The sequence below is a fragment of the Spirillospora sp. CA-294931 genome, assembly GCF_050946795.1.
GTDB lineage: Bacteria > Actinomycetota > Actinomycetes > Streptosporangiales > Streptosporangiaceae > Spirillospora.
Genome location: NZ_CP192006.1, coordinates 3,863,859 through 3,881,056, shown reverse-complemented (window position 1 = coordinate 3,881,056; position 17,198 = coordinate 3,863,859). Strand labels below are relative to the sequence as shown.

Annotated in this window: 17 protein-coding genes; 12 read left to right on the top strand and 5 right to left on the bottom strand. The window is 71.3% G+C overall.

Annotation, left to right across the window (positions count from 1 at the left end):
* Positions 1–8: 8 nt before the first annotated feature.
* Complete coding sequence (locus ACQPY4_RS17290; RefSeq protein WP_433337504.1) at positions 9–926, bottom strand: TauD/TfdA dioxygenase family protein; 918 nt, start codon at positions 924–926, stop codon at positions 9–11.
* Between the two features lie 252 nt (positions 927–1,178).
* On the opposite strand from ACQPY4_RS17290, the gene ACQPY4_RS17285 reads away from it, so the two are divergent.
* From ACQPY4_RS17285 to ACQPY4_RS17270, 4 genes are all read left to right on the top strand, one after another.
* Positions 1,179–2,396: a methyltransferase domain-containing protein gene (locus tag ACQPY4_RS17285; RefSeq protein ID WP_433337502.1), complete on the top strand. Its 1,218-nt coding sequence runs from the start codon at positions 1,179–1,181 to the stop codon at positions 2,394–2,396.
* A 361-nt stretch (positions 2,397–2,757) separates the two neighbouring features.
* The gene (locus ACQPY4_RS17280; RefSeq protein WP_433337500.1) at positions 2,758–3,708 is read left to right on the top strand and encodes a cupin-like domain-containing protein; all 951 of its coding nucleotides are present in this window, start codon (positions 2,758–2,760) and stop codon (positions 3,706–3,708) included.
* Position 3,709: 1 nt separating this feature from the next.
* A complete protein-coding gene (locus ACQPY4_RS17275; protein WP_433337498.1) occupies positions 3,710–4,444 on the top strand; it encodes an SDR family NAD(P)-dependent oxidoreductase in 735 nt (244 codons plus the stop codon).
* Positions 4,445–4,471: 27 nt separating this feature from the next.
* Positions 4,472–5,584: a hypothetical protein gene (locus ACQPY4_RS17270; RefSeq protein ID WP_433337496.1), complete on the top strand. Its 1,113-nt coding sequence runs from the start codon at positions 4,472–4,474 to the stop codon at positions 5,582–5,584.
* On the opposite strand, the gene ACQPY4_RS17265 is transcribed toward ACQPY4_RS17270, so the two are convergent.
* Positions 5,560–7,374: a B12-binding domain-containing radical SAM protein gene (locus ACQPY4_RS17265; protein WP_433337494.1), complete on the bottom strand. Its 1,815-nt coding sequence runs from the start codon at positions 7,372–7,374 to the stop codon at positions 5,560–5,562. The genes ACQPY4_RS17270 and ACQPY4_RS17265 overlap by 25 nt on opposite strands.
* A gap of 202 nt (positions 7,375–7,576) precedes the next feature.
* On the opposite strand from ACQPY4_RS17265, the gene ACQPY4_RS17260 reads away from it, so the two are divergent.
* The 6 genes from ACQPY4_RS17260 to ACQPY4_RS17235 all read left to right on the top strand — a co-directional run bounded on the left by ACQPY4_RS17260 (position 7,577) and on the right by ACQPY4_RS17235 (position 13,391).
* Positions 7,577–8,704 carry an amidohydrolase family protein gene (locus ACQPY4_RS17260; RefSeq protein WP_433337492.1) on the top strand — a complete coding sequence of 376 codons (1,128 nt, stop codon included), beginning with the start codon at positions 7,577–7,579 and terminating at the stop codon, positions 8,702–8,704.
* Complete coding sequence (locus tag ACQPY4_RS17255) at positions 8,701–9,960, top strand: hypothetical protein (protein WP_433337490.1); 1,260 nt, start codon at positions 8,701–8,703, stop codon at positions 9,958–9,960. Before ACQPY4_RS17260 ends, ACQPY4_RS17255 begins: the two co-directional genes overlap by 4 nt.
* A 16-nt stretch (positions 9,961–9,976) precedes the next feature.
* Complete coding sequence (locus ACQPY4_RS17250; RefSeq protein ID WP_433337488.1) at positions 9,977–10,816, top strand: hypothetical protein; 840 nt, start codon at positions 9,977–9,979, stop codon at positions 10,814–10,816.
* A gap of 249 nt (positions 10,817–11,065) precedes the next feature.
* Positions 11,066–12,043, top strand: coding sequence for a branched-chain amino acid transaminase (locus tag ACQPY4_RS17245; protein WP_433337486.1), 978 nt, complete (start codon positions 11,066–11,068; stop codon positions 12,041–12,043).
* Positions 12,040–12,411: a cupin domain-containing protein gene (locus ACQPY4_RS17240; RefSeq protein ID WP_433337484.1), complete on the top strand. Its 372-nt coding sequence runs from the start codon at positions 12,040–12,042 to the stop codon at positions 12,409–12,411. Before ACQPY4_RS17245 ends, ACQPY4_RS17240 begins: the two co-directional genes overlap by 4 nt.
* Positions 12,412–12,467: 56 nt before the next feature.
* Positions 12,468–13,391, top strand: a complete 924-nt coding sequence (locus tag ACQPY4_RS17235; protein WP_433337482.1) for a LysR family transcriptional regulator — start codon at positions 12,468–12,470, stop codon at positions 13,389–13,391.
* Between the two features lie 19 nt (positions 13,392–13,410).
* Here ACQPY4_RS17235 and ACQPY4_RS17230 read toward each other — a convergent pair whose 3' ends face one another.
* Positions 13,411–13,968 carry a TetR/AcrR family transcriptional regulator gene (locus tag ACQPY4_RS17230; RefSeq protein ID WP_433337480.1) on the bottom strand — a complete coding sequence of 186 codons (558 nt, stop codon included), beginning with the start codon at positions 13,966–13,968 and terminating at the stop codon, positions 13,411–13,413.
* Positions 13,969–14,039: 71 nt separating this feature from the next.
* Between ACQPY4_RS17230 and ACQPY4_RS17225 the strand changes: the two genes are divergently transcribed.
* Positions 14,040–14,945, top strand: a complete 906-nt coding sequence (locus ACQPY4_RS17225) for a TIGR03620 family F420-dependent LLM class oxidoreductase (RefSeq protein WP_433337478.1) — start codon at positions 14,040–14,042, stop codon at positions 14,943–14,945.
* A 10-nt stretch (positions 14,946–14,955) separates the two neighbouring features.
* On the opposite strand, the gene ACQPY4_RS17220 is transcribed toward ACQPY4_RS17225, so the two are convergent.
* Entirely contained in the window at positions 14,956–15,825 is an 870-nt protein-coding gene (locus ACQPY4_RS17220) for an alpha/beta fold hydrolase (RefSeq protein ID WP_433337476.1), read from the bottom strand.
* Positions 15,826–15,925: 100 nt separating this feature from the next.
* On the opposite strand from ACQPY4_RS17220, the gene ACQPY4_RS17215 reads away from it, so the two are divergent.
* Positions 15,926–16,813, top strand: coding sequence for a nitroreductase/quinone reductase family protein (locus ACQPY4_RS17215; RefSeq protein WP_433337474.1), 888 nt, complete (start codon positions 15,926–15,928; stop codon positions 16,811–16,813).
* Here ACQPY4_RS17215 and ACQPY4_RS17210 read toward each other — a convergent pair.
* The gene (locus ACQPY4_RS17210; RefSeq protein WP_433337473.1) at positions 16,741–17,184 is read right to left on the bottom strand and encodes a hypothetical protein; all 444 of its coding nucleotides are present in this window, start codon (positions 17,182–17,184) and stop codon (positions 16,741–16,743) included. The genes ACQPY4_RS17215 and ACQPY4_RS17210 overlap by 73 nt on opposite strands.
* Positions 17,185–17,198 lie beyond the last annotated feature (14 nt).

The following is a 17,198-nucleotide window of genomic DNA, read 5'->3' as shown; positions in this document are numbered from 1 at the left end:
TGGCTCTCTCAGCGGGGAGGGATCGGGGCCAGAGGGGTGCCGGCTATCGGGTGGGAGGTGTAGCCGTCCGGGCCTACGGGGCGGTCGCCCAAGAGGGAGATCCGGTACATCGATCTGCGGTGGGGGACCTGGGACATGTCGACTGGGGGGAGGTGGGCCGTGGCTCGGTTGTCCCAGATGGCGATGTCGCCGGGGGACCAGTGGAAGCGGACGGTGTATTCGGGGCGGGTGGCGTGTTCGAAGAACAGGTTCAGGAGGTGGCGGCCTTCGGCGGGGGTGAGTTCGAGGATGCGGGTGATGGAGGCGGGCGGGGTGAACAGGACCTTCTCGCCGGTTTCGGGGTGGACGCGGACGAGGGGGTGGACGGAGACCAGCGCGTCGTCGTGGTGTTTGCGGAGGGCGGCGGCGTCATCGGGGTCGGAGTGGAGCATCTGGACGCCGGCGAAGGCCGCGTGTTCGGCGCGCAGGCCGTCGGCCAGGGTCCGGAGGGGGGACGAAAGGCCGTCGTAGGCCGCGACGAGGTTGGTCCAGTGGGTGTCGCCCCCGTAGGGCGGAACCGATTGGGCGCGCAGGATGGAGATGGACGGGGGGTTGACCGCGAAGGCCAGGTCGGCGTGCCAGCCGGAGTCGGCCCTCAGTTGCTTGCGGCGGTAGCGCTCCTCGAAGTCGCGGCCGTGGCGGGTGTCGTCGACGTCCGGGTCGATCGACAGGATCTCGGGGAACCCCTCGGGATGGACGCCGTGCTTGTCGCCCCGGCGGCGGGTCGGTTCGCCGAGGGCGCGGGCCAGCGCGAGGTGCTCGGCGTGGTCGAGGTGCTGGCCGCGCAGGAACAGGACTTTGTGGGTGAGCAGCGCGGCGCGTATTTCGGCCACGGTTTCGGGGGCGAGGTCGGCGCCGGTGATCTCGGCGCCGATGTGGCCCGTCACGGGCGCGACGCGGATACGGCGGAATGGGACGTCGAAAGGCGCGTTTTGTGAAACGATCATGGGTTCCGCCGAGGGTTCGAAGGCCATGTACATATTTCGATCAAGGGATCGGAACGCACATCGTACGTCGGTCGCCGGATCAGCGGAACGCAGAAATCCCTACCCGTTCGGTAAGCGAAATCACACGGGCCCGGGCGGCTAGACTCGGCCATTCCTTGATTCGTTCCGGGGGTATCACCCGAGGAGGCGAACGTGACGCGGACGGCCACCTGCCAGGTATGCGGCGGACTTGTGGAGGAATTTCTCGATCTGGGACGGCAGCCGATATCCCAGCGGTTCCGCGAGCCGTCCGACACTTCGCCGGAGGTCTTCTTCCGGCTGGCCGCGGGCCAGTGCGGCACCTGCGCGATGGTGCAGCTGACCGAGGCCGTGCCGCGCGAGGAGATCTTCCATGACGACTATCCGTTCGCGTCCTCGCAGTGGCCGGTCATGGCCCGGTACTTCGCGGGGGTGGCCGACGAGCTGCTGCGCACCGGGCCCGACCCCTTCGTCGTGGAGATCGGCTGCAACGACGGGGTCATGCTCGGGACGGTCGCGCGCGCGGGCGTCCGGCACCTGGGGTTCGAGCCGTCGGGCGGGGTCGCCGTGAAGGCGCGCGAGGCGGGCGTCCGGGTGCGGCAGGAGTTCTTCGAGGAGCGGACGGCCGGGCGGGTGGCCGCCGAGGAGGGGCCCGCCGACGTGATCTACTCGGCGAACGTCATCTCGCACATCCCCTACCTCGCCTCGATCCTGCGCGGTGTGGACGCGCTGCTCGCCCCCGGTGGCGTGTTCGTCTTCGAGGACGTCTACCTCGGCGACATCGTGGCCAACACGGCCTTCGACCAGATCTTCGACGAGCACTTCTACCTGTTCTCGGCCCATTCCGTCGGCGCGGCCGCGAGCCGGTTCGGGCTGGAGCTGGTGGACGTCAAGCGCGTGCCGTTCCGCGGTGGCGAGATGCGCTACACCCTGGCGCGGGCGGGTGCCCGGCGGCCGTCCGGAGCAGTCGCGGAGCTGCTGGCCGAGGAGCGGTCCCGGGAGCTGACCGCCGAGCCGACCCTGCGGGCGTTCCGCGACAGGACGATGCGGATCTGCGACGAGCTGGTCGACGGGCTCACGCGGTTGCGCCGCGGCGGCACCCCGGCGGTCGGCTACGGCGCCACCGTCAGGAGCGCCACCCTGCTGAACTTCTGCGCCATCGGCCCCGATCTGGTGCCCTTCATCTGCGACGCGACGCCGTCCAAGGTGGGCCGGCTCACGCCGGGCACGCATATTCCGGTGCGGCCGCTGGATGAGTTCTCCCGCCCGTATCCGTCCCACGCCCTGCTGTTCGCCTGGGAGCACGGTGACGAGATCGTGGCGAGGGAGCGGGATTTCCGGCGCGCCGGGGGCCGGTGGCTGAGATACGTGCCCGAAGTGCATCTCAGCTGAGGCCCCTCTTTATTGTCGGTTTCCGGCGGGTGGCGCCGACGTTTATTGTGATGCCGGGCTCTGACACCGCGAAAAACCAGGCGGGCGTCACCGACAAATCGCGCGTGAGGCCGCATTTTCACAAATGAATAGGCGGAGCCCCTTGGGGACGGGCCGCATGACGCATTATGGACGGCAGGGAAGTAGCCCTCTCCGCTCACTTAATATCGGTCACCGCATTACGCACTACTCTGCGTGTCCGGCTTTATGGTTCTCATTTAAATATACCGATCGTGCTGTATACGCTGCCGGTTGTTGATCGTCTTCGAAAGGTCGGCAGCATGAAAGTACGTCCCGGTCCCCCCGCCGTCCGGCCGCGCCCGTGACCCGGGCCTCGCTCTGGGAGACGATGCGCGCGGCGGGCATCGCCGTGCGGCCGGTCGCCGAAGGACAGGACGAGCCGGAGCTGCGCCGCGAGATCATCGGGCGCGGCGGGCCACGGGTCTTCCGGGGGCTGGCGGAGAGCTGGCCCGTCCGCGCGGAGTGGACCCCCGGCAGGCTGCGGCGCCGGCACGGGGACCGGGAGGTGACGGCGCTGGTCGGCCTGCCGCGCAGCGGCGTCCTGTTCCCCCGGGAGCAGCGGCAGTACGAGCGCCGCATGGCCCTGGCCGACTTCCTCGACCTCATGGTCTCCTCCGACGCGCCCTGCTACCTCGCCTACCAGCGCAGCCACGAACTGCTCGGCGAGGCCGCGACGTCCGTCGGCGGCCTCCCGCCACCGGACGGCCACGGCACCGACACCCGCCTGTGGATCGGCTCGGCGGGCACCCGGTCGATGCTGCACTCCGACCTCAAGGACAACCTGTTCTGCCAGCTCCACGGCACCAAACGCGTCACGCTGCTGCCGTGGCGGGCCAGCCGCGCGGCCTACCCGTTCACCGGGAACCTGGTCAACAGCCGGATCGACCTGGCGGCCCCCGATCTGGAGAGGTTCCCCCGGCTGCGCTCCGCCCCGTTCCAGGGCGTGCTGATGGAGCCGGGCGACGTGCTCTACATCCCGCGCGGATGCTGGCACGACATCCGGTCGCTCACCCCGTCGGTCTCGCTCAACCACTGGTTCGGCGAGCCGCAGCGCACGCGGGAGTACCTCCGGCTGCTGGCGCTGCTGGGCCCGCCCTACTGGCTGAGCACCGCCAGGGACTTCGCCGTCCACGGCCTGCTGCGCCGCGAGGAGCGGACGCGGTTCTTCTTCAGCCCGCCCTCGACCGGACGACGCCTGTACGACGCCCTGCGCTGGCGGGACTTCTCCCGTGACAACGACCCGAGCACCTGAGATGCCCGGACGGACGGTGCTGGTCACCGGCGGCGCGTCCGGCATCGGGGCGGCCATCGCGCGCAGGTTCGCCGCCGAGGGCGCCCGGGTGGCGGTGCTCGACAACGACCGGACGGCCCTGGCCCGGATCGGCGCGATGGCGGAGCTCGCAATGCACGCCGATGTCGCCGACGGCCATCAGGTCCGATCGGCCTTCGCCGTCCTGGACGATGCCTGGGACGGGATCGACGTGCTGTGCAACAACGCGGGCGTCAGCGAGCGCCGGGCGTTCCTGGACACGGGGGCCGACCTGTGGCGGCGGATCCTGGAGGTCAACCTGACCGGCGCGTTCCTGGTCGCGCAGCAGGCGGCGGCGCGGATGGCCGAGCGGCGCAGCGGCGTGATCGTCAACACCGCCTCGGTCAGCGGCATGGTCGGGATGCCCGGGTACGCCGCCTACAACGTCAGCAAGGCCGGGCTGATCGAGCTCACCAAGACCATGGCGCTGGAGCTGGCCCCGGACGTCCGGGTCAACGCCGTGTGCCCCGGCTACGTGCTCACCCCGATGCAGCGGGCCGAATACACCGAGCAGATGATCGCCGAACGCTCCGCCGCGCTCCCGCTGCGCCGGTTGGGCGACCCCGCCGAGATCGCCGCGCTCGTCGCCTATCTCGCCGCGCCCGAGGCCGCCTTCATCACCGGGCAGTGCCTGGTGATCGACGGCGGTGAGACGGCGGGCGGGCTGGCGAGCGCCTGAGCCCGTTCCACCAACGAGGAGGCTGCCGTGACCCTGTCCGCCGACCGTCTCACCACGACCGGTGCTCCCCCGGCCGCGCCGTCCGGCGCGGACGTACCGGCCGTGTGTTCCTACACCGAGTGGGATCCGCTCGAAGAGGTGATCGTTGGAGGGCTGTCGGGCGCGGTGCTGCCCTCCTGGCAGGACTCGATGGAGCCGGTCGTGCCGGCCGCGTCCCGGCGGTTGTTCCAGGAGACGGGCGGGCACCCGTTCCCGCCGTGGCTGGTGGAGGCCGCCGAGGCCGAGCTGGACGGGCTGGCCGAGGTCCTGCGGGACGAGGGCGTGCGGGTCGTGCGCCCCGACGCCGTCGCGCACGGGCGTCCCTTCGCCGCGCCCGGCTGGTCGTCTCCCGGCGGCCTGTACGCGGGCATGCCCCGCGACGTCCTGCTGGTGGCCGGGGACGTCATGGTCGAGGCGCCGATGTCGTGGCGCTGCCGCCAGCACGAGGTGGAGGCGTTCCGTCCCCTGCTCAAGGACTACTTCCGGCGCGGGGCCCGCTGGCTGCCCGGCCCGCGCCCCCTGCTCACCGAGCAGCTGTGGGACGGCGGCGGCCAGTGGGCCGTCGGGGAGTTCGAGCCGGTCTTCGACGCCGCCGACTTCGTCCGTTTCGGGGACGACATCCTGGCCCAGCGCAGCCATGTCACCAACGCGTTCGGGATCAACTGGCTGGCGCGTGCGCTGGGCCCGGAGTTCCGGGTGACCACGATCCCGGTGGACGATCCCGGCGCGATGCACATCGACGCCACCATCGTGCCGCTGGCCCCCCGCAGGCTGCTGGTCAACCCCGACCGGTTCGTCGGCCACGAGCTGTTCGACGGGTGGGACATCCGGGCCGCTCCCCCGCCCGCGCTCCCCCGGGACTGGCCCATGTACCTGTGCAGCCCGTGGGTGAGCATGAACGTCCTGTCCCTGGACCCCGAGACGGTGGTGGTGGAGAGCCACGAGGAGCCGCTGATAGAGATGCTGACCGACTGGGGCTTCCGGTGCGTGCCGGTGGACTTCCGCCACGTCTACAGCTTCGGGGGCTCCTTCCACTGCGTGACCCTGGACGTGCGGCGGTCGGGGTCGTCGGGACGCTACCTCAACAGCAGGCGCGCGTAGTCCGGGCGAAGGACGACGTTGTGGGCGTACAGGCACGCGCGGACCGCGAGCACCGGGACGGAGCCGTCCCGGTGCCCGGTCCGGCGCGCGAGGTCGTCCAGCAGCGCCTCGGCCGAGGCGTGGCCGGGCGCCAGCGCGCGGTAGACCCGGTAGGACGACCAGGTGTCGCGGGCGTCCCAGTACCCCTCCAGGCCGATCGCGGCGAACGCGGCGCGCACCTGGTCGATCTCGGCGGCGACGAGGTCGACGAGGTGGGCGTGGGCGTCGGCGCCCTCCGGCGCGGGACGGCCGTGGGCGCGCAGGAACTCCGTCCAGTCGAGCCGCGCCTGGTGCGCGGTCGACAGGTAGGTGGCCTCGACATGGGCGAAGAACACGTCCACCGCCTCCTCGTCGCCGAGCTCGCGCACCAGGGCTTCCGGGTAGCTGAAGGTGGGGTACAGCAGGTCGACGCCGTCGAGCCTGCCTCCCGGGCCCACGGAGAACGCCGAGTCCCCGGCGTCGCCGATCATTCCCTGGCCGAGGTCGAACACGCGGGTGGCGCGGGTGATCAGGGCGTCCTCGAAGTGGCGGGCGACGCCGGCCTCGTCGGCGACGCGCAGCGTCTCGGCGACGGTCTCGGCGTCGCTGTAGGAGTTGCCGAGGAACATGTCCAGGCGCGCGGGGCGCTCGGGCAGGCCGTGGTCGTGCCGGTACCGGCGCTCCTCGCGGACCCAGTCGAGCTGTGCCGCGAGCGCGTGCCGGGTCCGGTACGGGACGCGGGTCTTCTTCAGGTTGGGGTCGTGGTAGGAGGTGAACTGGTTCCAGCCCGGCTCGAACCGCGCCTCCAGCAGGTACCGGATCTGCTCCCGGGTGAGCGCGGGGTTGGGCAGCAGGTAGGCCGACCAGGCGACGGGGCGTGCCCGGCCGTGGTTGAGTTGCTCGAACCGGCCGGCCATCTCCAGCAGCAGCGCGTTGCCGCCGATGTTGATCTCCGAGCAGACCAGCCAGACGCGGGCGACCTCGCGGTCGGCCAGGAACCCGACGTCGCGCATCACCACGTCGAGGTCGCGGACGCGGTGCCGGCGGCCCTTCACCGTCGGCTCGGTGCAGAAGTAGCAGCGGTGCGGGCAGCCGCGCATCAGCTCGACGGGCACGTGCGGGGCGTCGGGGCCGGACAGGCTCCGCTCGCCGTAGAAGGCGGCGAGGTCGGCGAGGATCGTCTCGTCGTACTCGGTGTGGGCGGGCGGGGGATAGAACACGCGCTCGTTGAAGACGAAGCCGTCACCACGGCGGTGCACCAGGTTGGGGACGCGGTCCAGATCCCGGCGCTCCAGGACGGCGTCGAGTCCCGCCAGGACGGCGTCCGGCTCGCCGGTCACGCCGAAGTCGGGCGCCAGCCGCTCGACCACGGCGCGGGCGTGCGTGGTGAACCCGAACCCGCCGATCATGATCGGCGCGTCGGTGGCCTCGCGCAGCAGCCGGACCAGGTGCTCGGTGTCGTCCACCGGCCAGTAGCTGAGCCGGTTGACCGGCGGCGCGCCGGGCAGCGCGCGCTCGACGTAGTTCCAGATGAAGATGGAGTCGGCCTGCCGCAGGTGCACGCCGACCACGCGGGGCGCGGCGCGGTCCAGGGCGGCGCGCAGCGCGCGCGGCCACTCCTCGCGGGCGACGCCGAGCAGGTCCAGGCGCGCGGTGCCGATCCCGTGCCGCGCCGCCATCGCCGAAAGCTGCACGAACGCATAGGGGTAAACCGGTACCGCCGGATAATTGGACGCGTTGACGAGCAGCAGGTCGGTTCGCTGTGGAGCCATTGCCTCATCCCCTGCGGAACTCCCGGTGAACGGCATTCCAGCCTACCCCCGAATGGGCATCTGGTCCATGTCTTGATTGCTCTTCGATTACGAGTTAACCTCACCCTGCCACTATTACCGAACACCTGTCGAGAATGCACCGTATTGCATTTTCGGCATTCCCTAAAAAGAGGTGTCCACTTCTCCGGATAGGGCGTGCGAAATGATTCTCCCCGTTGTTTCCGCCGATTCCCATGTCATCGAGCCGCCCGATCTGTGGACCGGCGAGCTGGCCCAGACCTACGGCGACCGGGTCCCCCGGATCTTCTACGACCCCGACCGCGAGGGGTGGTACTTCGCCTGCGACGGGCTCCAGCCCGCGCTGATCAACTCCTACTACGCGGTCGACCGGACGCCCGAGCAGTTCGCCGGCGAGCGTCATGTCGGGCTTGAGGCGGCCCGGCCGGGCGGCAACCGTCCCGGCCCGCGGCTGGCCGACATGGACCGCGACGGCGTCTCGGCCGAGGTGCTGTTCCCCAGCCTGGCGATGTCGCTGTTCTGGCTGAAGGACGCCGCCTTCCAGCGCGACTGCTTCCGCGTCTACAACGACTGGCTGGCCGACTTCGCCGGGCACGCGCCCGACCGGCTGGTCGGCTGCGCGCTGATCTCCCTGTGGGACGCCCGCGAGGCCGCCGCCGAGCTGGCGCGCTGCCGGGACCTCGGCCTGCGCGGCGCGACCGTCTGGGCCTCCGCGCCCGAGGAGGCGGCCTTCAGCGGGACGTCCAACGACTTCTTCTGGGCCGCCGCGCAGGAAATGGGCGTTCCGGTCGCGATGCACTGCCTCACCGGCTATCGCGACAGCCCGAAGGTCTTCGAGTACGACACACCGCTGGAACGCGTGCAGCGCAATATGTGCTACCCGGAGGAACTCCAGCACACGCTCACCGATCTGATCTTCTCCGGCGTGCTCGAACGTTTCCCGGAACTGCGCGTCGTGCTGGCCGAGAACGACATCGGCTGGATCGCCTACCATTTGCTGCACGCGGACCGCATTCACGAGAAACTCGGTGCCGTCATCCCGACGCCGCTGACGATGCGCCCGAGCGAGTATTTCCGCCGCCAGGTCAGCGCCACCTTCAGCGAGGACGACGTCGGCGTCCTCACCACCCGCATCCTCGGGTCCGCGAACTTCATGTGGGGCAGCGACTACCCCCACTACGAGGGCACCTGGCCGCACTCCCGCGAGGTCATCGACACCGCCCTCGCCGACCTGCCCGGGGAGGACCGGCGCCGGCTCGTCCACGACAACTGCGCGGCGCTGTACGGCCTCCGCGACGAGGACACCGCATGAGTAGCGAACACCCGTGGTACCGCTCCATCGACGCCGACATCGCCGACCGCACCCGGGCCGACGTCGGGTTCACCAACCTGCTGTCCACCCGGCCCTACCCGATGTCCCCCGAGGCGCTGCGCGGTTATCAGGATCGCCACGCCGCGCTGCTCCGCTACCTGACCATCAGCCGCGACCTGCTCCTGGCCAGCGTGCGCGGCGAGGCCGACCCGGCGATCGCCGACACCCTGCTGCGCGGCCAGCCGCCCTGCCGGGGCCGCGACTTCCATCTGAAGCTGACCGAACGCCAGCTCGCGCCGCCGATGTTCTTCCGCACCGACGAGGCGGGCCCCGGCTCGATCGTGGAACTCCAGTCGCCGGGCTGCGGCTGGGAGATGGCCGAGCAGGTCCGCGACGTCTACCGGCGCTTCCCCGAGCACTTCGGCGCGCCGTCCCGGCCCTCCGCGTCGCTGAGCGAGCGGGTGGCCGCGCAGATGCGCGGGAGCCTCGGCGCCGAACCGGTCGTGCACCACCTGGTGAACAACGCCTCGCGCCCGCACGGGGTGCACTACTTCGTCCAGCGGCTGCGCGAGCACGGCGTCCGGCACTTCGGCTGGGACCGCGACGTGGTCGGCTGGCGCGACTGCACGCTCGTGCGCGCCCACGAGTTCTACGACCTGCGCTACAACGGCTTCTTCGACCAGTGGATGGACGCCTGCGATCAGGGGGCGCTGCGTTTCGACCACCCGCCGACCCCGCTGTACGACGCCAAAGTGGTCATGGCGTGGCCGTTCTGGGACCGCACCCGCGACTACTACCCCGACGAGTCCAGGGCTCTGTTCCCCTACACCGCCATCATCACCCCGGACGGGTTCCCCCTGGCCGACGGCGAGTGGGCCGGCCTCGACGAGTACTGCGCGATGGGCGCCGGAAAGCGGTCGTACTACTTCAAGTTCGGCAGCGCCCATCCGACGCTGAACTGGGGCAGCCGGGCCGTCTACCACAGCGGCAGCCTGAGCGCGGCGGCGTGCCGAAGGATGTTCGACCGGATCCTGGCCGACCACGCCGAGGGCCACCACTGGGTCGTCCAGCGGGCGTGCCGCCACGTGGACCCGGTGACGGCGCTGACCCGCCGCGGCGAGGAGATCAGCATGACCGCGCACACCAAGCTGAGCGGCTACTACGGCCCCGAAGGGCTGATCGCGGTGATGGTCATGCACGAACGCTCCCGCAAGGTGCACGGCAGCGTGGACACGGCGCTCAGCATCGTCTACTGACACCCGGGAGAGATCCATGGTCATCCTGCGCGGTGGCTCGCGGTCGCCCGAGGCGTTCCGCTTCGTGGAGCGCGACGGGATCGACTGGCGGGTCTGGACCGAGGTGCTGCACGGCGTCCACGCCGGGGCGATCTTCCGCGGCGTTCTGGACGGCGACAGCTGCCGGCGGATCGTCGGCAACTTCTGGTCGAGCCCCATCCTGCGCGGGCGCCGGGACGGGCTGCCCGCGCACGGCCGCGGTTTCGTGGGCACCCCCATCGCCGGAGCCCGCCTGGACGACTACCTGACCTCCGCCGCCGCCAACGGACGCCATATCGACGCCCTGTTCGCGGGGGCGCGAACGCATCCCCCCGCCCTGATGGACGACTACACCGCCCACCTGGCCGCCGAGGGCGTCACTCTGCGGCTCGCCGCGCATCGGGGCCGGACCTCCCCGCCCTTCAAGATGCGCTCGTGGCAGAACAGCGGCGCCTTCGTCGTCGCCCCGCACGAAGACCACACCGTCCTGCGGCAGGAGGGCCTGGCGGGCTTCGAGATCCAGCGGGCCGTCCGCTTCTGCAACGTGGTGGCCTGTCTCTCCAACGGCCCGGGCGGCGGCCTGCGCGTCTGGAACCTCTCCCCCGACAGCGCCACCCGGCGCGCCCTGGGCCTCCAGGACGACGGGGTCGGCTACCCCCTGGAGTCCCTGGACGGAGTCGCGTCGCTGACCGTCCCCGTCGCCCCGGGCGACGTCTACCTGTTCGACAACTCCCTCATCCACGCCGTGGACAGCAAGGACGACGACGCGCAGGACCGCACCAACGTCCTGTGGAGCATGGCCTCCCTGACTCCCGACACCATCCTGCGCTGGGCCTGACCCCGAGCCGCCCCCGCGTGATGGCCGCCCGCCGGGCACCTCTACAGTTGTAGAGGCGGGTTCGTCCTCGGATCGGACGATCCGAGGACGAACCCGCGGTCCCCCGGACAAGGAGTCCCTGGTGAAGCCCCCTGGAAACCTTGCAGTAGTACCGAAGCCTTCCTTAAGGAGGTTTCGATTGTGCTTAAGTAGGTTCGGAACTTAGCGTTCTGGTCTCACCCGCTTCTTGAGGAAGGCGAGGCCAGAGCGTTGACTCAACAACAAGAGGCCCCCGGCGGCATCGCGTTCGGCGAGCCCTACGAATGGGTGTTCGTCGACGACGAGTTCGTTCCGTCGGAACGCGCGCGGCTCAGCGTCCTGGCGAATGTCGTCTCGTACGGGACGGGGACCTTCGAGGGAATCCGGGCGACGTGGAACGAGCAGCGGCGGGAACTCTTCCTGCTGGAGGCGCGGGCGCACTTCGAGCGGATGGACCGCTCGGCACGGATCCTCGGCTTGGAGCTTCCCTACCGTGCCACCGAACTGGAGGCCGTGACCGGCGAGCTGCTGCGCCGCAACCGGGTGCGGGCCGACGCCTACGTCCGTCCCCTGCTGCTGCTCGCCGGCGAACAGCTCGCGGTCCGGATGCACGACGCGGGGGCCCGGCTGTGTATTCCGGCCACCCCGATGCCCGGCGACTACATCGATCCGCGCGGCGTCCGGTGCATGGTGAGCACCTGGCGGCGCGGCCCGGACGTCGCCGTGCCCAACCGCGCCAAGGTGATCGGGACCTATGTCGGCCCGGCGCTGGCCAAGACGGAGGCGGTCAGGAAGGGGTTCGACGAGGCCCTGCTGCTGACCTCCGACGGCCATGTGGCGGAGGCGACCACGGCGAACGTCCTGGTGCGTTCCGGGGACGAATGGGCCACGCCGCCCGCCAGTGACGACATCCTGGAGGGGATCACCCGGCGGCAGGTGATGGACCTGCTGGCCGAGGACCTGGGCGTCACCGTCGTCCAGCGCCGGATCCACCGCTCCGAGCTTTACGCGTGCGACGAGGCCCTGCTCTGCGGCACGGCCGCGCTCGTCGCTCCGATCGTCGAGGTGGACGGCCGTCCCGTAGGGAGCGGGCAGCCGGGTCAGGCCACGCTCGCGCTCCAGCGGGAGCTGCGGGCGATCATCCGCCGGGACGGCGACCGGCATCACGAATGGACGACACCGGTCTACGGGACGAAGGCGGCGAGATGAGCGAACCGGACCTGACCGACCTCGGCTCCCTCCGGCCGCTGCGGATCTGGCGGGACGTCGTCGCGCGGGTGATCCAGAGCGAGTCGATCACGATGGCGGTCGTGGAGCTGCCGCCCGGCGGGCTCGTGCCCGAACATCGGCACGAGAACGAACAGGTCGGCCTGTGCCTGAAGGGGGCGCTGGATTTCACGGTGGGCCAGGAGACGCGCGAGCTCGGCCCCGGCGGCATGTGGCGGATCCTCGCCGGGGTGCCGCACGAGGCCCGCGCCGGTGCCGAGGGCGCGGTGGTCGTCGAGGTGTTCTCCCCCGTACGCGACGACTGGCGGGAACTGGAGCGGGCACCCCGGACACCTCCGCTCTGGCCATGACGCGGGCGCGATGGCGGAGCCGTTCAGGCCGGGCCGGCGGGTTCTAGTATTTCGGCATGCTCGACGTGACGCGGCTCCGCGTGCTTCGGGAAGTGGCCCGGTCCGGCTCCCTGACCCGGGCCGCGGCGTCCCTCTCGTTCACGATCTCCGCCGTCTCCCAGCAGATCGCCGTCCTCGAACGGGAGGCGGGCGCCCAGCTCCTCGTCCGGCATGCCCGGGGCGTCCGGCTGACCGAGGCGGGACGGGCCCTGGTGCGGCACGCGGAGGTGATCTTCGCCGAGCTGCGCGCGGCCGAGACGTCCCTGGCCGCCATCGCCGACGGTGCGGGCGGCCGGCTGCGGGTCGGGTCCTTCACCACGGCCAACGCCACACTGCTGCCCCGGGCGGTGAGCGCGTTCCAGCAGCGGTTCCCGGACGTCGAGGTCGACCTGACCGAGATGGACCGGGACGAGGCCATGGCCGCCGTCGCCGTCCACGAACTGGACCTGGCCCTGGTCTACGAGTTCCCGGTGGTGCCCCTGGAGGTCCCGGCGAACGTGGAGCTCACCCCGCTGCTGGTCGATCCGCTGCTTGTCGCGCTGCCGCCCGATCACCCCCTGGCCGACCGGGACCGTCTCCGGCTCACCGATCTCGCCGGCGACCGCTGGATCCAGGGCGTCCATCACGGCTCCACGATCGACGTCCTTCCCCGCGCCTGCCGGGCGGCGGGCTTCGAACCCCGGATCGCCTTCCGCACCGACGACCAGATGACGGTCCGGGGCCTGGTCGCGGCCGGGCTCGGGGTCGCCCTCGCCCCGTCGCTCACGCTCCCGGCGACGCCGTCCGGCCTGGTCGTGCGGCCGCTGAACGAGCCGTCCCTGACCCGGACGGTGGCGGCCGCCACCCCGGCGGGCGAGTACCGGCTGCCCGCGGCGGCGGCCATGATCGAGCACCTCCACCGAACCGGCACCGACCTCGGCCCGCCCTGCCTGCCGGTGTAGCGGCGGCGAGGGCCGTCCGTCACCGGCGCGCGAGGCCCTCGACGACGAGGCGCAGGAGGCGATCGGGATCGGCGGGTGCGTACGGGCTCACCGTCCCCGCCCCGCAGGCCAGGGCGAACACCTCGGCGGGACCGACGTCGGGCCGGATGGCGCCGCCGTCCTGCGCCTCGGCCAGCAGCACGGCGGCGGCGGCGCGCATGCTCACGACGCTGGAGTGCAGGTCGGACTCCTCGGCCGCGGCGGCGGCCAGGATCGACTCCGCGAGGCCCTGGTAGGCCGAGGCGCACCGGCCGAACTCCTGGAGCCACTCGATGAGCGCCTCGCCCGGCGCGCCGGACCCGGCGAGCCGTTCCGCGCTCTCCCGCAGGCTCGTGACCTGGTCATGGATCAGGGCCTGCAGAAGGGCGTCGCGGGTCGGGAAGTGCTTGTAGAGGGTGCCGATGGCGATCCCGCAGGTCCGCGCGATCTCCGCCAGCGAGGCCCGCACGCCCTCCCGGCGGAAGGCCGCGTCCGCGACCCTGAGCAGCCGCTCGCGGTTCTGGCGCGCGTCGGCGCGCATCCCTCTGGGCTCGGGCACGGGACCTCCTCGACAAGGTGAGTGCCTCTCACTATCGTAAGGTGAGAGGCACTCACTCTATAGGAGGACGAATGAAGGCAGAAGCAGGCCGTCTCGGCGTCTGGACCCTGGCGATGGACGCGCAGCCCGCCACGCGGGTACGCGAGCTGGCGGCCGAGATCGAGGAGCTCGGCTACGGCGCCCTGTGGGTCGGCGAGGAGTTCGGCCGCAACGTGCTGATCCAGGCCGGGCTGCTGCTGGGCGCGACGGACCGCCTGGTGATCGGCACCGGGATCGCCAACATCTTCTTCCGCGATCCGATCGCGATGGCCGCCGCGGAACGCTCCCTCGCCGAGGCCCATCCCGGCCGGTTCGTCCTCGGGCTCGGCGGGCATCGCGTCAATGACGGGCCCCTGATGCATCTGGGGCATCGCGTCCCGTCCGGCGGGCGTGCGGTCGCGACGATGGGCTCCTATCTCGACGCGATGGACGCGGTGCCCCTGCAGAGCCCGCCACCGGCCGTCCCCAGCCCCCGGGTGCTGGGCGCGCTCGGGCCGAAGATGCTGGACCTGGCCGGGGCGAGAACCGGCGGCGCGCTTCCCTACCTCGTGCCGGTCGCCCACACCGAAGACGCCCGCGCCCGGCTCGGCGCCGACGCGCTGCTGGCCGTCGAGCAGGCGGTCGTGCTCGACCCCGACCCCGGCGCGGCCCGCGACCTGGCGACGGCACACGTCGCCAAGTACCTCGCGCTCGGCGGCGCCCACGTCAAGGACATGATGCGTTTCGGCTACACCGAGGACGAGCTGTCCGGCGCTCCGGCCGACCGCGTGGTGGACGCGCTGGTGGCGGGAGGCGGGCCCACGGCGCTCGACGCCATCGCCGAACGGGTGCGCGCCCACTTCGACGCGGGCGCCGACCACGTCTGCCTCCAGGTGCTCACCGCCGACCGGGCCACCGCGCCGATCTCCGAGTGGCGCGAACTCGCCGCGCTCATCTGATCCGCGCGCCTCATCGCGCGAGGTGGACGCGGAGGAGTTCGGCCACCTCGTCGGGGGCCTGTTCTGGGATCCAGTGCCCGATGCCGGGCAGCGTGTGGAAGGTGTACGGGCCGGTCACGAACCTGCGCGTGAGTTCGGCGCCCTTGCGGGACAGCGCGGGGTCCTCGTCGCTGTGGACGTACAGCGTCGGGACGGTGACCGCGGCCAGCCGTCCCGGCGGGTTGAAGGGCATGGCCCGGTACCAGTTGAGGGCGGGCGTGAGCGCGCCCGAGGTCATCAGGAAGTCAACGTCGCGGAGGGCGCCGGCCTCGTCCTGGCCGCGCACCGCCAGCCCGGCGACGACGCGGGCCCTGGCGCGCCTGTCGAGCTGACGCAGGGACAGCTCGGGCAGCCAGGGCAGCTGGAAGAAGTACATGTACCAGGACATCAGGAACTGGCGGCTGGTGAGGAGCGCCCGCGTGAACGCGGCGGGATGCGGGACCGACAGCGCCGTCAGGGTGGCCACCACGTCCGGCCGGGTGGCGGCGAGCGTCCAGGCGACCGCCGCGCCCCAGTCGTGCCCGATGACGTGCACCTTGCGGCCGCCGGGTCCGGCCGCCTCGACGAGCGCGAGGACGTCCGCGACGAGTTCGGACAGGCGGTAGGCGAACCGGCCGCGCGGCCGGGCCCCGCGCGAGTAGCCGCGCTGGTCGGGCGCCAGTGTGCGGTACCCCGAGGCGTGCAGGAGGGGCGCGAGCCGCTCCCAGGACCGCGCCGTCTGCGGGAACCCGTGCAGGAGCACCACGATGTCCGCGTCGAGCGGCCCCTGGTCGACGACGTCGAACACCAGCCCGTCGCGTTCGAAGGAGGTGATCCGGTCGGTGCCGCGTTCCGTGGTCATGGTGAACCATTGTCGGGCCGGGGGGCGATCAGGGCCAGGTTGCCTTCAGTTAGTTATCTGCATAACATTATGCCCATAACTAACCGCCGAGGAGAGTTTTGTGGACTTCGAACAGGCCGATGCCCTCAACCAGGCCGTCCGGCTGCTGAGCCTGCGCCACCGGGCCAGGGCCGCGGCGCTGCTGGCCCCGCTCGGGCTGCACCCCGGCCAGGAGGTGCTGCTGCTCGAACTCGCCCGGACCGGGCCGATGATCCAGGCCGAGCTCAGCGAAGCGCTCGGCTGCGAGCCACCCAGCATCACGATCATGCTGCGCAAACTGGAGGCCGCGGGCCACGTGCGGCGCGCTCCCGCACCGACCGACCGGCGCGCCAGCCTCGTCGAACTCACCAGCAGCGGCAAGGCCCTGGCCGACCAGGTCAAGGAACTGTGGTGCGCCCTGGCCGAGGAATCGGTGGCCGGGCTGCCCACCGAGACAGTGGCCGAACTACCCGGCATCCTGGCCGTCCTGACCGGCAACGTGGACACCAGACGCCCGCGCCGCCCCACCCGCCGCCCAGACCTGACCGGCGACCACGAACCCAGCACGCTGGACTGGGTCCGCGAACACGTCGAGCAGATCATCCAGACCGGCACCACGGACGGCGTCACCATCGCCGGGCTGCCCGTCGTGCTGATGACCTACCGGGGCGCCAAGACCGGCAAACTCCGCAAGACCCCGGTGATGCGGGTCAAACACGGGCACCGCTACGCGGTCGTGGCGTCCAAGGGCGGCGAACCGACCAACCCGCACTGGTACGCCAGCCTGGTCACCGAACCGTTCGTCGCCATCCAAGACGGCACAATCACCCGCCAGTACCGGGCGCGCGAGCTGTCCGGAGACGAGAAGGAACTCTGGTGGCACCGAGCGGTAGAGGCCTACCCCGACTTCGCCGAGTACCAGCGCCGGACCGAACGCCAAATCCCGGTCTTCGTCCTCGAACCGGCCTGAGGATCGGCCGGTCCCGACATCGGAGGCGCGGCGCAGGATCTCCGACCGGGTCGCGGGGCGGTGGACGACCAGCCGGGCAGCGCGCGCGACGCCGCCTCGACCGCGTCCAGGGCGTCGGCACGGCGGCGTACGGCCGCCGCCATCAGCCCCATCGCGTCCTCGGGCGTGGACGGCGCCACCACCTTCAGGCCCGGGACGGCCATCGCCCAGTTCTCGATCGCCTGGGAGTGCTGGGTGCCGAACCGCAGGCCGCCGCCGTTCCCCGACTTGATGACCAGGGGGAAGGCGACCTGGCCGTTGGTCATGTACCGGGACTTGGCGATCTCGTTGACCACGATGTCCCAGCACACGGCGTAGAAGTCGCTGAACATGATCTCCGCGATCG